14 protein-coding genes and 1 tRNA gene are annotated in these 13,416 nt (G+C 59.1%); 9 read left to right on the top strand and 6 right to left on the bottom strand.

The genetic code is table 11. The annotated features are described in order from the left end of the window. Positions 1-48: 48 nt before the first annotated feature. The gene (locus HMPREF2787_RS01385; protein ID WP_070858159.1) at positions 49-1,380 is read left to right on the top strand and encodes an Rv3212 family protein; all 1,332 of its coding nucleotides are present in this window, start codon (positions 49-51) and stop codon (positions 1,378-1,380) included. Here HMPREF2787_RS01385 and HMPREF2787_RS01380 read toward each other — a convergent pair. Continuing rightward, positions 1,377-1,835, bottom strand: a complete 459-nt coding sequence (locus tag HMPREF2787_RS01380; protein ID WP_246824129.1) for a hypothetical protein — start codon at positions 1,833-1,835, stop codon at positions 1,377-1,379. The genes HMPREF2787_RS01385 and HMPREF2787_RS01380 overlap by 4 nt on opposite strands. A 100-nt stretch (positions 1,836-1,935) precedes the next feature. Between HMPREF2787_RS01380 and HMPREF2787_RS01375 the strand changes: the two genes are divergently transcribed. The 4 genes from HMPREF2787_RS01375 (at position 1,936) to HMPREF2787_RS01365 (ending at position 4,384) form a co-directional block, all read left to right on the top strand. After that, positions 1,936-3,042 (top strand): diacylglycerol/lipid kinase family protein, encoded by a 1,107-nt coding sequence (locus HMPREF2787_RS01375; RefSeq protein WP_246824127.1) that lies wholly within the window; start codon positions 1,936-1,938, stop codon positions 3,040-3,042. Between the two features lie 485 nt (positions 3,043-3,527). Continuing rightward, positions 3,528-3,797, top strand: coding sequence for a WhiB family transcriptional regulator (locus HMPREF2787_RS01370; RefSeq protein ID WP_005511107.1), 270 nt, complete (start codon positions 3,528-3,530; stop codon positions 3,795-3,797). 75 nt (positions 3,798-3,872) lie between these two features. Continuing rightward, positions 3,873-3,947: a 50S ribosomal protein bL37 gene (locus HMPREF2787_RS11400; protein WP_014300525.1), complete on the top strand. Its 75-nt coding sequence runs from the start codon at positions 3,873-3,875 to the stop codon at positions 3,945-3,947. A gap of 364 nt (positions 3,948-4,311) precedes the next feature. After that, positions 4,312-4,384 (top strand) — tRNA-Ala (locus HMPREF2787_RS01365). A gap of 152 nt (positions 4,385-4,536) precedes the next feature. On the opposite strand, the gene rsrA is transcribed toward HMPREF2787_RS01365, so the two are convergent. Both rsrA and HMPREF2787_RS01355 read right to left on the bottom strand, forming a co-directional pair. Next, positions 4,537-4,821 (bottom strand): mycothiol system anti-sigma-R factor, encoded by a 285-nt coding sequence (gene rsrA, locus HMPREF2787_RS11395; RefSeq protein WP_038629430.1) that lies wholly within the window; start codon positions 4,819-4,821, stop codon positions 4,537-4,539. Positions 4,822-4,841: 20 nt separating this feature from the next. Further along, the gene (locus tag HMPREF2787_RS01355) at positions 4,842-5,471 is read right to left on the bottom strand and encodes a sigma-70 family RNA polymerase sigma factor (protein ID WP_016422221.1); all 630 of its coding nucleotides are present in this window, start codon (positions 5,469-5,471) and stop codon (positions 4,842-4,844) included. Positions 5,472-5,569: 98 nt separating this feature from the next. Here HMPREF2787_RS01355 and ybaK point away from each other — a divergent pair, with 98 nt between their 5' ends. Beyond that, a complete protein-coding gene (gene ybaK / locus HMPREF2787_RS01350; RefSeq protein ID WP_070858156.1) occupies positions 5,570-6,082 on the top strand; it encodes a Cys-tRNA(Pro) deacylase in 513 nt (170 codons plus the stop codon). Positions 6,083-6,121: 39 nt separating this feature from the next. Here the strand turns inward: ybaK and HMPREF2787_RS01345 are convergent, their stop codons facing one another. Next, a complete protein-coding gene (locus HMPREF2787_RS01345) occupies positions 6,122-6,817 on the bottom strand; it encodes an SOS response-associated peptidase (protein WP_070858155.1) in 696 nt (231 codons plus the stop codon). A gap of 70 nt (positions 6,818-6,887) precedes the next feature. On the opposite strand from HMPREF2787_RS01345, the gene aroA reads away from it, so the two are divergent. Genes aroA through HMPREF2787_RS01330 form a run of 3 tightly spaced genes read left to right on the top strand, consistent with a single transcriptional unit; the run spans position 6,888 to position 10,787 of the window. Continuing rightward, a complete protein-coding gene (gene aroA, locus HMPREF2787_RS01340) occupies positions 6,888-8,366 on the top strand; it encodes a 3-phosphoshikimate 1-carboxyvinyltransferase (protein WP_070858154.1) in 1,479 nt (492 codons plus the stop codon). A 2-nt stretch (positions 8,367-8,368) separates the two neighbouring features. Then, complete coding sequence (rsgA, locus tag HMPREF2787_RS01335) at positions 8,369-9,415, top strand: ribosome small subunit-dependent GTPase A (protein WP_070858153.1); 1,047 nt, start codon at positions 8,369-8,371, stop codon at positions 9,413-9,415. Continuing rightward, complete coding sequence (locus HMPREF2787_RS01330; RefSeq protein ID WP_070566228.1) at positions 9,402-10,787, top strand: chloride channel protein; 1,386 nt, start codon at positions 9,402-9,404, stop codon at positions 10,785-10,787. Before rsgA ends, HMPREF2787_RS01330 begins: the two co-directional genes overlap by 14 nt. On the opposite strand, the gene HMPREF2787_RS01325 is transcribed toward HMPREF2787_RS01330, so the two are convergent. Together HMPREF2787_RS01325 and HMPREF2787_RS01320 are read right to left on the bottom strand one after the other, a co-directional pair. Further along, a complete protein-coding gene (locus tag HMPREF2787_RS01325; RefSeq protein WP_070429791.1) occupies positions 10,784-12,124 on the bottom strand; it encodes a fatty acid desaturase family protein in 1,341 nt (446 codons plus the stop codon). The genes HMPREF2787_RS01330 and HMPREF2787_RS01325 overlap by 4 nt on opposite strands. A gap of 69 nt (positions 12,125-12,193) precedes the next feature. Further along, positions 12,194-13,258, bottom strand: coding sequence for a flavin reductase family protein (locus HMPREF2787_RS01320; RefSeq protein ID WP_070603443.1), 1,065 nt, complete (start codon positions 13,256-13,258; stop codon positions 12,194-12,196). Positions 13,259-13,416 lie beyond the last annotated feature (158 nt).

The raw sequence follows: 13,416 nt of genomic DNA, 5'->3' as shown, positions 1-13,416 counted from the left end.
CCCACCTCACCTCTCGCCACGCCCACTCGTCGACAGGACATTCCAACCGTGACGCAGTCACCACAAGCCAACGCTGAGTCCACCACTGCAGAGACCCGACTGCGTCGCAATCGAATCGCATCAGTAGTTCTCATCATCGCCGTAGTGCTAGTCATCGGTTGGACATGGGTCGCTTCTCCGGCTCGCAAGGTCGATCGCACTGAATCCACGGTACGGACGAGCAGCACCGCGCAAGCCCCGACCGCAAACGATCCGGAGGCAATGCCACATACTCTCCGGCCGGTGTGGTCCACCGAATCGTCGACAAGCACAAGCACGCACACCATCTCCCCGGCACCACTGGTGATGGACAACTCCCTCATCGTTGCTGAGGACCGGGGCGTGCGTGCTATCTCGCTTAACGACGGCACGGAGCGCTGGCACTATCGACGAGATATTCCGCTTTGTGCGCTCTCAGGCAGTGATGGCCAAGTTTTCGCGACTTTTCGTGGGGCAGCTGGCTGCGGTGAGACCGTTGCACTCAAGCCCGACTCGGGGCAGTATGTCGCGACCCGTAAATCGATTGCGGCTGACAGCCCTGCCGCCGTGCGCTCGAACTCATACGCGGGTGTCTACGACTCTGGATTCCTGGAGCTGTGGCGCTCTGACCTGGTCCGAGTAGTCGAGTACGGCAAGATTCCAGCGTCTCCAGAACCGAAGATGCAGCCGCATCCGGAGTGTTCGATTATCAGTGCGCTCACGCGCGTGGAGCTGCTGGCCGTCGTAAACAACTGCGATGGTCACGGACGCCTGGTCATGCAGGCGGCAAATCCGGAGGAATCTCGGAAGCCGGAGGTCAAGAGCGATATTGACCTTGGTCCGGCAACTGCAGATATGTCGCTGGTATCGATTGGCCAGGACACGGCGGCGGTACTGTCAGACAATCGCATCCGAGTTTTTCGTATGGACGGCACGATGCTGACTGAATTGGCGCTGGATGAGACTACCCTGCGCCCAGCACCGGCGGAAGCTAACTCCGACGGCGATGCCCCGCGTGCGCCTTTTACAACGGATCTTCCCCATCACATGACGTGGTGGTCGCCACGTGGATTACTTGGCTTCCGTCCGAGCACCCTGGCACCGGATTTCGAGTTTCCTGAGGCCACAGGCACCCCAGCTCCATGGGGGGAGCATGTTTTCATGCCAGTCGCTGACGGAGTCGCGGTATTGAATGCCTCAACTCTCGAAATTATCGGCACACTCCCGTTGCCTGCAGCTGCGAAGTCCACTCATGCAAATGATGCGGACAAGCCGGAACTGCCCGTGCGCCTTGCAGTTGTCGGTGACACGCTACTGGTTCAGCGCGGTGAGTCAGTCGACGCGTTCGTCATCGAAATTTAAAAAGAGCGGGCAGCCCAGTCAATTGCCTTCGGACTAAACATACAGACCAGCGCCGCAATTGAAGCTGCCGCCGTCGGCAGAGCCAGCAGAAAAGCGCTCGAGCGGAACATGTAATAGGCCACCCCCAGCAAGCAGAGGTTGAGCATAATAATCGGTCCGCGCCCCCACCGGGCGCCACGCAGCAACATAATCGCACCAGCGAGAACAGCCCCGAAAATGAGAAGAAACCACAGCGCGGTACCCCAACCGGAAATAACCGCGGCCTCGTCACGGTACCCCATCAAATCACGAATGAGAAGGAAGATTCCGTAGCCCAGACCGAGGGCACATTCGGCGACACCAATCCACGCACCGACCATGACAACCTGAGGTGCGGCCATCGGCCCGTCGGCTGTCGCAAGCTGTTCGGTAGTACGCGATTTGGGCGCATTGCTGCTGTTTTTCTGGTTACTCACGCCCTACATGTTAGCCCGGTGCGAACCGATGAATACACCCTGGAGGCAAGTCGGCCAATGCACCCATCACAAGTCTGCTCATGCACTAATCTTGGTGCCTGTGCGTGCGTTGCTAATCTCCAATCCGAATTCGACCAGTAACACTGCTCGACGCATGCCCGGCGTTGTGCGGGCGCTTCGCTCGGTCGAGGGGATTCGCTTGACATCCATGTTTACCGCCTACCCTGGCCATGCTGCGGAAATGGTGGCGGGAAAAACGGTTCGCGATTATGACGTCATTATTTCCCTCGGCGGCGACGGAACCATTAACGAGATTGTCAATGGGCTCATGAACTCCAATCCATTCTCCGCACCGCCCGCCACTGACCTGCCTGCCATCGCAACAATTCCCACCGGCAGCGCCAACGTCTTGGCAGGTGCGTTGGGTATTCCCCGCGACCCCGTAGATGCCGCGTGGTACATCGCAAGTCTGCTACGCTCCCGCACCCGCAGCACTATCAGCGTTGGACATGCAGCGGAACGATGCTTCGTCGTCAATGCCGGTATCGGCATCGATGCGGAAGTCATCTCCACCATGGAACAACTCCGGCGAAACGGTACCCGCGCCAAAGCTGTGCGCTATTTGCCGGCAGTTTTCACCGCATGGAACCAGTTGCGCAAAAACCCGCCACAAATCACCGCAGCTATCGACGGCAAGGAATTTGGCCGTGATCTCGCAATGGCCGTAGTGTCCAACTCCAATCCCTGGACATTCCTCGGCGACCTCCCCATCGTCACCAACCCCACGGTGTCACTACGCAGGGGCCTGGGTTTTTATGGCTTTACTTCCTTGAAGGGAGTGACGGGGCTTGTCGCCGCCGCCAATTTGGCCGGTTTCTTCACCCGACTGCGTTCCTCCTTTCACGTCGAAGCCCTCGAACGACGCGTCGACAACGCCCAGCGCATCGAGCTCACCGCTACTGCCCCACTTCGTCTCCAGTTGGACGGCGAGTACATCGATCAGTGCGATTCCCTCGTCATCCGTGTTAAGCAAGGCGCCATCAATTTTGTGGCGCGTGCCGACGATTACACCGAGGAACAGTTCACCAAGAAAGTTGCTACGCGCCCCGCGGACGAGCGGTTGCTCGTTGTGGTGACCAAAAAGGCCATGGATCGCACCCGCCGACTGTTCAGCACGCGCCAAAAGACCGAAGCCAACCTATCTTAGGCGCCGTCCGTTTACTGACAAGCCAACAAAAATGCGCCATACACCCTTACTACTGCAATTACCAAAACTAAAATCGCCCCCACAAGGGGCTAGTTTTGACCTGGCGTTTTAACCAAAACTTCACTTTTCTGTGAGGTTTGGCACTTTTATTCATTTTGCTCTTTACGAACTGCCCCAGTCATGAAAACATGTAAATCGTCAGCGAGACAGGCACGCACTTCACTAGATGTGCAACCATGCAAGTCTCGCCTTTTTAGGCACGAACTCTTTGGTGAGACCCCACTACTTTTCAATTCGCATAGACGATGGAATAGATAGCCTCTCCCAAGATGCCTAATACCCCTGGGCAACCGGGAATGAACCCCAACCCTCGTTGAGATACGGCGATTTGTCGTGTCTGACGAAATCCATTTCCGGAGCTGCCTTCCCGCAAGGAAATTTAATCCTGCCCTCACCCGGGGCTCGTAATGTTTTAGGAGTTTGTCATGGATTGGCGTCACAAGGCCGTTTGTCGTGAAGAGGATCCGGAACTGTTCTTCCCGGTCGGTAACTCCGGCCCGGCTCTGGCCCAGATTGCAAAGGCCAAGGTCGTTTGCAACCGCTGCCCTGTTACTGCTCAGTGCCTGGCTTGGGCACTTGAGACCGGCCAGGATGCAGGTGTCTGGGGCGGCATGAGCGAGGACGAGCGTCGCGCACTGAAGCGCCGTCGCAACCGTGGCCGCACTCGTCGCACTCGCACCAGCACCGCAGTCTAATTAAAAGACTTACCCCTCACCGTGTAATCTATACCGGTTGATACCTGTTTAACCCGATAGAAAGAGAGCCCAGCTATGAGCAAGCGTGGCCGTAAGCGCAAGGACCGCCGTAAGAACAAGGCTAACCACGGCAAGCGTCCCAACAGCTAAGTTGCCCTTAGTTGCAGCAGTCTTAGCCATCACCGGCTAAGATATCTCACTCCACCCCGACACAACTCGGTATTGCACCGAGGGACGGGGTGGAGTTTTTTATGCCTCCAGCGGATACCTCAACGGGTAGCAGGTCTGAAAGTGACTAGGTTTATGACACATGAATTGAATTCACCCGCGATTTTTTGTCATAAACCTAGTCACTTTCAACACCTTTTCGATGCCTCGTCGATACCGCATCCTCGCTTTCCGGATTAACCATCCGCCAGAACCTTACCAGCGAGTTTGGAGCCCAAACCCCACCGGAGTAACGTCTGAAAACAGAGCTTTTACAGCAGCTCCAGCTAGGTTGCTCGAAAGCAATGGGGCTATAGCTCAGTTGGTAGAGCGTCGCGTTCGCAATGCGAAGGTCAGGGGTTCGATTCCCCTTAGCTCCACAAATAGCTCCACAAAAATATCCCAGGCCACATCACCGTGACCTGGGATTTTCCCATTACGCATTACCGCATTACCGTATTACGCAACATCGCATTAAGCATCAAAGGAATACGCGCCAAAAGATGACGCACCAAAACCTAGCCGCCAGCAGCTACCTGCGGTACTCCACCCGCGTATAGGACACGCGAATCCGAGTGGTAATGCGCTGACGGAGGTCCTCAGGGGCAGGTTGCTGGCAGCACCGGCGTAGCAGCCGTCGTATAGCTTGCTCGGAACCGAACTCTTCCAAGCACTGAGGGCATTTGTGAATGTGTTCCTCGAGAAAGCGGCGTTCCTCCGAATCACACTCTCCATCCAAAAATGCGTGTAGGCGCGAGTGGACATCCTGACAGAAAGCATCTTCACAGGCGTGCCCGCGCTCTGGCGTCTGCTCCATATCTTGGCTCGACTCTCGGCTCATCGCGGAGAATCTCCCTTCTCTTCTTTCAAGAATCCACGTTCCACGGCTACGTTGTGCAACGCGTCTCGGAGCTGTTTTCTTCCACGGTGGAGCCGACTCATCACAGTTCCGATGGGCGTGCCCATGATTTCGGCGATTTCCTTGTAGGGCAATCCCTCGACATCGGCGTAGTAGACCACCATCCGGTAGTCCTCTTTGAGGCTCATCAAAGCGTCACGAATTTCCTCGTCAGGAAGCTTTTCCAGCGCTTCAACCTCAGCAGAGCGCAGCCCTATCGAAGTGTGCGACGCGGTTTCCGCGATCTGTGAATCCGTGATGTCATCGGTGGCGTACTCGGCAGGACGACGCTGCGCCTTGCGGTAGTTGTTGATGTACGCATTCGTCAGAATGCGGTAGAGCCACGCTTTCAGATTCGTGCCCGGTTTGTAGGAGCGGAAGCCCTGAAAAGCCTTGATATAGGTCTCCTGCACCAGGTCTTCGGCATCGGCGGGGTTGCGCGTCATCCGCAGCGCCGCTCCATAGAGCTGATCCAAAAGCGGCATGGCGTCACGCTCAAAGCGCTGCGCAAGCTCCTCATCCGACTCATCAGTCCGGATGGCCGATGTTCCTGTCTGATCACCTGACATGCTACCTATCCTAAAACATCCGCACCCACGAGTCGGCCAGACCCCCGTCACCAGGCATTTCGTCGCTTAGCTGCACTGGTGTGCAACGATGGGAAATTATGTCGAAGAAGTCCGCCAAGAAATCCGCTGCCGCCACCCCGGCAATCGCCGTCTGTCAGAACGCCGGAATCGACTTCCACGTTCACCAATTCCCCCACGGCAGCGACAACTTCGGCGAAGAGGCCGCCTCTTGGCTACTAGAGCATCTCGGTGTCGAGCCCGAACGCATCTTCAAAACTCTCATTATCGAGCTATCCGGCAAACTCACTGGGCTGGCCATCGCCGTCGTCCCCGCCACCGGAATGCTCAACCTCAAGGCCGCCGCCGCGGCTGTCGGGGCTTCCAAGGCCACGATGGCCGACCCCCATGACGCGTCACTTGCCACCGGCTACGTTCCCGGCGGCATCTCCCCGCTTGGCGGTCGCCGCAAGCTCCCCACCGTCATTGATGAGACCGCTACTCTCGCCGACACGGTGTTCGTCTCCGGTGGTCGCCGCGGGTGGGACATCGAACTGTCACCCACTGATTTGGTTTCGCTTTGCGACGCCACGGTCGCCGACATCGCCCGCTAAACCTGCGGCTACTCCTGCAACCTGCCTTCTGATACAGCCTTAAAACAGCTCCTCGTTGTGGCCGGTCGCCGCACCGTCGGGCTCATCCAACAGGTGCAGCCCATCATTCGCAACATTGCCGACGGCGCGGTTGACCGGTCGGATGGTCAGCTTGTCCACCACCTTCGCGCTGGTCATACCGACATCTCCGTTTGCTGCCCAGGCCGAGAGATCCAACCAGTCACTGACTTCGTCGTCGGCAAGCACGCGCGGCATGCGATGATGCAGATCCGCGAGCTGTCCCACGGCGTCGGTGGTGAGAATTGTGGCTGAGACAATATCGCCCCAGCGCGCCCACAACCCCGCGACCGTGAAAAGCGGTGCATCCTCGCCGAAGCTGACGAAGTAGGGCTGGCGATTCTTCCACTCATACCAGCCGTTCATGGGTATTGCGCAGGGCAGGCCGTCCCGGAAAGTCGGTTTGGACTGCCAGGTTTCCGCACGGGCATTGAAGAAAGGTGTTGTTGGCAATTCGCGGGCCCACTGCGGAATTAAACCCCAGCGCACAGTGGCGGCAATGGTGCCCGTGCGGCCGGGGTGCTCGTGGGCAAGAGCAACTATTGGCATGGTCGGGCCGATGTTGTAGCGGGAGGTGGGCAACGGGCCGTCGGCACGCACGGGCGCCAAACCGGGAAGCTCAGCCGTGGTGCTGAGCAGTTCTTCGGCGACTGTGAAATTGACGAAACGACCACACATACCAACTGATTCTGCCGTTGACTCCCCCTCTAGTCGAGGTATGGAGTGAAAGTGTTCCATAATTGGTTGTGTGTGTTCCCAAAATCAGAATTGGTCCGCCCCTACTGTAAGTGTCGACGGTGCCGAATCCGGTCGACCGCCTTTTAGCGCCACGGTACAGATTGCCGGCTCGAAGTCGATTACGAACCGTGCCCTTGTCATCGCGGCGCTGTCCTCCACACCATCGGTTATCCATGGTGCTCTGCGCTCTCGCGATACCGATCTTATGATTCGCGCACTGCAGACCCTGGGAACTGACATCAGTGCCGACTCGACATACTCCGGTGCCCCGAACCACACGCTCCGCGTCACTCCACGCATGCTCCGCGGTGGTGTTGTGGAATGTGGTCTCGCAGGTACGGTTATGCGCTTCGTGCCGCCTATCGCAGCTCTTGCGCAGGGTTCGGTGTTTTTCGAAGGCGACGTAGAGGCCAAGGCTCGCCCCATGTCGGCCGTGCTGGATGCCCTGCGCACCCTCGGTGTGAACATTGCTGGCAATGGGCTTCCCTTCACCGTCAATCCGCAAGGTCCGAATCAGGGCAACCGCCTCGGTGACTCGGTCCAGGAACAAGATCTGCCAGACATCGGCGGCGAGGTGGAAATTGACGCTTCGGCTTCGAGCCAGTTCGTCTCGGGTCTGCTGCTGTCGGCCCCGCGCTACGGCCGTGGCCTGGTACTTCGCCCGACCGGTGAGATTCCTTCCCGCCCGCACATTGACATGACCCTGGACATGCTTCGCCAGGCCGGTGTGCAGGTCGAGGAGACCACGGCCGACACACCTGAGGGACCACGCACAACGTTCACCATTCACCCCACCGAAATGATGGGTCGTACTTGGCAGGTCGAGCCCGATCTGTCCAACGCCGCCGCCTTCCTGGCCGCCGCGGCTGTCACCGGTGGCAGCGTCACCGTGCCCGACTGGCCAGAGCACACCACGCAGCCGGGCGACCGCATCCGCGAGATCCTCACCGCTATGGGCGCTACCGTGACGTTCAACCGTCACGAAGGTGGCCGCACCAGCCTCACCGTCGTGGGCCCGAACCCCTCGGAGCTGCGCGGTATCACGATGGACATGTCCGAGATTGGCGAGCTGACCCCAACAGTCGCCGCCATAGCAGCACTTGCCACCACCCGCACCGAGCTAACGGGCATTGCGCACCTGCGTGGTCACGAGACCAACCGTCTCGCCGCGCTCACCGAGGAAATCAACCGTCTCGGCGGACGCGCCACCGAACTTGACGACGGCATTGCGATTGACCCCGTTCCGCTCCACGGTGGCCTCTGGCACAGCTACGCCGACCACCGCATGGCCACTGCCGGTGCCATTGTTGGCCTGCGCACCGAGGGCGTGGAAGTCGAAAACATCGGTACCACCGCTAAGACCATGCCTGGCTTCGACCTGCGCTGGCTAGAGATGCTCGGCCTGGCCTCCCCCAGCCCGAGCTCGTTAGAGAAATCAGTCGAAGCTCGACTCGATGGCATGGGAGACGAAACCGAGGCAGGGAAATAATAGTGGCGGCACGCAGGCGTGGACGGCAGTGGGACGAGTCCGATGTACGTATCCGACCCGGCAAAGGGTCGCGACCACGAACGAAGGATCGCCCCAGCCACGCCGACGCCCACTGGGGCATGGTGGTGACCAAGGATCGTGGTCGTTGGGGTGTAGTCCTCGATAACAACCCTGATGTTGCAGTGACATGCATGCGTGCCCGCGAGCTCGGCCGCACCAATATCGTTGTCGGTGACCGTGTCGGTGTCGTAGGCGATGTCAGCGGCCGTGCGGGCACACTGGCCCGCATCGTCAAGCTGGCAGAGCGCAGCACGGTTTTGCGTCGCACCGCCGATGACAATGACCCGTATGAGCGCATCGTCGTGGCCAATGCCAGCCTGCTGCTCATTGTGTGCGCAGTCGCCGATCCTGAACCTCGCACCGGTTTTGTCGAACGCGCGCTGGTCGCGGCCTACGCCGGCGGTGTCCGCCCCGTGCTCTGTCTGACTAAATCCGATCTGGCCGACCCAGAGGAATTTGCCGGGGAGTTCTCGGCACTCGGAGTGGATGTCGTTGTCTGCGGTATTAATGATGACTTGGCTCCTCTGTCAGAACTCATCGATGCCCCAGGACGAGTGACAGCTTTGGTTGGGCATTCCGGCGTGGGGAAATCGACCCTCGTCAACCGGATTGTTCCCGAAGCCAACCGTGAGACCGGCGAAGTTAGTGGTGTGGGTAAGGGCCGCCATACCTCCACGCAGTCGGTGGCGCTGATGTTGCCGTCGGAAAGCGATGACGATGCGGCGTCGTGGATTATTGATACCCCGGGCATTCGTTCCTTTGGTCTGGCTCATGTGACACCGGAGACGCTGCTGGCGGCGTTTCCAGATATCCAGGCAGCGACAGATGAATGCCCACGTGGTTGCACCCATTTGGGGCCGCCCGCGGATCCAGAGTGCGCCCTCGACAAGCTGGAGGGAGTTCAGCACCGTCGAGCGATGGCCGTGCGTCGCCTGTTGAGCGCCATCAGCGACAACGAGGACTGGGAGCTGGACATTGAAAGAGACTAGCCACACCGATTCTGTGGAGACGCCCTCTGAAGCCGCGGCTGGTGCTGAGTCGGACAAAGCGGGCTCCGGACTCTACCCCGCTCCCGGCAGTTGGATTCGGCTGTGCATCTACACGCTTATCGTGGGTCTTGCGACGGGGCTCGGAGCTGCCGGGCTCGCGCTGATCATGCACGGCATCGAGTACGCGGTCTACGGGCAGCACGAGGGTGACGTAGCGGTCGTAACCGATGGCACCACTGGTTTACAGCGCTTTGTCGGAATTGTGTTGGCGGGGCTGATTGCAGGACCAATCTGGGCAGCTCTTCGCACAAAGGCGAAGCCTGTGGAAAGCGTTGAAGCGGGCATGCACGGCCGCCCCATGCCTGTGTGGTCAACTCTTGTCAATGTGTTTTTGCAGATGGCGACTGTCGCTGCAGGTGCATCCATGGGACGCGAGAATGCCCCGCGTGAGCTCGGTGCAATGGTGGCCTCGCAGATGTCGCATCGACTGCGCATCGATCCACTACACCGCCGTATTTTGGTCGCAGCAGCGGCCGGTGCCGGCCTGGGGGCGATTTATCACATCCCGTTGGCTGGAGCGGTTTTCTCGTTGGAGATTCTGCTGGGCTCGCTGAGTATTACCGCGGTGATGGTGGTGCTGGCGTGTTCAGCCATTGCCACGGTGACGTCGGGCATTGTGGTCGGCAGTAGCCCGCTCTACAGCCCAATTAATCTCTCGGACGGCTGGGGCAACCTCGGGGCAGCACTGCTCATCGGTGTTATCTGCGGTGCCATTGGCTACGCATTTCGCATTCTCAGCTCGCGGATGTCGGACAAAGCACCGACTGGCTGGCATTCTGCCTGGGCCATCCCCCTCGCATTCACACTGGTTGGTGTGATTTCACTGTGGGTTCCAGAAGTGTTGGGCAATGGCCGTATCGCTGCGACCACAGTTCTCATGGACCGCCCGCTGCTGGGTTTTGCAGTCATCCTGCTGATTGCGAAAGCTGTCGCGGTTCTCGTTACTTTCCGTTCTGGTGCCGTCGGTGGTCTCTTGACTCCCGGCTTTGCCCTTGGCGCGCTCAGCGGTTTCATCGTCGGCTGCTTCGTACAGCCATTGATGCCCTCAGTTCCGCTGAGCGACTTTGCGATTCTCGGCGCGGCGGCCTTCCTGTCGGCGTCCATGGCAGCACCACTTTTCGCACTGATCGTGACCGTGGAGTTCACCGGCCAGAATTCCTCGGCTTACTTAGCACTCTTCCTCGCTGGTGCAACTGCGACGCTGACCGTGACCATGATTCGCGCCTGGCTACGGCTCCCCCACAAGCAATCAATGCCATGGAACCGCGAACCAGCAGTCGCGGCTGCGGTTCGCAAGCGGGCCGAGGGCTAACCGCGCGCAGCAGTGTGCGTCGAGCGACCGGTGTAGGCCCGGACAATTTCCCGGACACCTGGGCGAAGACGGCGGAGCATTCGCAGGCCCGTCGCTAAGCCCTTGCGTTGCGGGGAACTGGACTGGAGCTCCGCTTCAACCTGCGGATACTTCTTGAACGCCGCCTCCGAACGTACCTCTGGGGCGTTGTCCGGGTCAGCGACTAAGAAACGATCCGGCAGCGACAACTTCAGCAGCGTGCGCTGGACCTGGAAGAACTGCTTCGGGAACGACCCCGTGTTGTATGGCAGGTCGTATTCCCGGCAGATCTGCTGAACCTGCTTCGAAATCTGCGCGAGCCTGTTGGACGGCATGTCCGGGAACAGGTGGTGCTCAATCTGGTAATTCAGATTTCCTGAGAGCACCGACAGCGCCAGCCCACCGTGGAAGTTCGCCGAGCCCAGCATTTGGCGCAAATACCACTCACTCTTGTCCTCGGTGTTGTACTGCTCCTTGGTGAAAGTCTCGGCATCATCCGGAAAGTGTCCGCAGAAGATGACCGCGTAGGCCCAAAGATTACGGGCGAGGTTGGCCATCATGTTCGCAAAGGCCACCTCACGGTAACGCGGACCCGCCATCGCCGGGAAGAGAACGTAGTCCTTGAGCACCTGGCGCCCCGACTTGTTGAGCACCTCCATGAGCTGCGGTCGGGCCTCATCCCAGGATTTCTTGCCGGCGAACACGCGCCCGAGCTCGACGTCATAGAAGGCCACTGCCCATTGGAAAAGGCTGGCCAACACCACGTTTGTCACCGGCTGCAGCAGCGTCGATGGCTTCCAACGGCGGTCACGAGTCACCCGGAGAATGCCATATCCCACATCGTTGTCCATACCGAGCACGTTGGTGTACTTGTGGTGGACAAAGTTGTGGGAGTGCTTCCACCCGCTGGATGGGCAGGAATTGTCCCACTCCCAGGTGGCCGAGTGAATCTCGGGGTCATTCATCCAGTCCCACTGACCGTGCATGGTGTTGTGTCCGATTTCGAGGTTTTCCAAAATCTTTGCCAACCCCAGCGCTGAGACGCCCGCCCATTTGAAACCCCAGTGCGCGGTGTTCTTCCACGACTTCGGCAGCATCCCCAATTTGTTCAGGGCCATGCCGGCGGTCGGCACCATCAGCAGGCCTCGACCAGTCACCTCAAGGGTGCGCTGAATGCGGATGAGCGTGCGGATGTAGCGAGCATCCTTCTGTCCCAGCGAATCGCGGTGTTGCTTTTCGATTTCCGCAAACCGACGCCCAATCTCTGCGACGTCTTCTTCGCTCAAGTGCGCATACGATGCGATATCGGAAATTGCCATGGGAAGGGTCCCAACTCCTTTAGGTAGTTTCTCCTGGTTAATGCAGGTTGAGATAGATGTGGGGCGAACTTACAGTTCGATACGCGCGTGCCCCGCCGGCGCACAGACGCACGTTCGGACCCGCTCGCCCGCCACAAACGTCGCCCCGGTGCGGATGTCCCGCGCTGCGCCGTCGGAGAGTTGCTGCACGCACGTCGCACAAATTCCCATCCGACAGCCGTACGGCAGGTCAACCCCGACGCTCTCGGCCGCCTCCAGGATGGTCGTTGCACCGTCTACGTCGATATCGCCTCGGCTGCCGAAACTCACCGTGCCGCCGACCTCCCCCGCCGCCGAGCGGTCAACGGTGAAACGTTCCGTCCGCAGCCCGGGAAACTCCGGCTCAAGGTTTTTCAGCAGTTCAACCGGACCACAGGCATAGGCGCTTGCCGACGATGCCAGCGCTCCAAAGTCAGCAATGATGTCGGTAACCGCCGCAGCGTCAATCCGCGGCTGCGTCTCGGTATTCCGGGCATGCAGGCGATACTTCAACGCGCTAGTGGCGCTGTGCTGTTCCAGCTCGCGAAGTTCGGTGACAAACACAGCTTCTGTCTCGCCGCGGTAGGAGTGAATGTGCTCGACTTCCACCGAGGCATTGCGAGCTGAAAGATCACGCAGCATCGAAATCACCGGAGTGACGCCGGAGCCTGCGGTAACAAACGCAATGCGGGCTGGGAGCGGCTCCGGAAGATGGAAATCCCCAGCCGGGGCAGCCAGGCGGACGACAGTACCCGGCTTGACATTGGCGACGAGGTGTTGGGACACGTAGCCGTCGTTGAGCGCACGGATGTTGATAGTCAGCAGCCCGTCATGAGGCCGCGGCGCATTTGTCAGCGAGTAGGAACGCCACAGGTATTTCCCCTTGACCTCTACGCCAAGTCCGATGAACTGGCCTGGCTTGAAGTCTGTTGGCATCCCCCAACCCGGACGGATTATCAACTCTGCTGAAGTAGGAGATGTGGGATTGATGGCCTCAATCTGACCGCGCAGCTCGCGACTTGACCACAGCGGATTTAGCAAATGCGTGTAGTCATCGGGCAAAAGTGGCGTGGATAAATGCTTGAATACCCGGGAAACTTTGGTCTTAAGCCCCATTTTTGGCCCTCCTGACTGTCACGGACGAACACGCAATAACGCTGTTCATCAGCAGGCATGCCCCACCCGATTCATCATTACGTGTCCGTAGGTTACTTAGACGTAGACTACGGAGCGGTAAGTTATTGGTCAAGAGAAACAAATGATTTTGACACAAA

This window comes from Corynebacterium sp. HMSC061H03 (genome assembly GCF_001838215.1).
GTDB classification, from domain to species: domain Bacteria; phylum Actinomycetota; class Actinomycetes; order Mycobacteriales; family Mycobacteriaceae; genus Corynebacterium; species Corynebacterium jeikeium_D.
The sequence above is the reverse complement of the archived record's forward strand: the minus strand, read 5'-3'. Positions and strand labels throughout refer to the sequence as shown.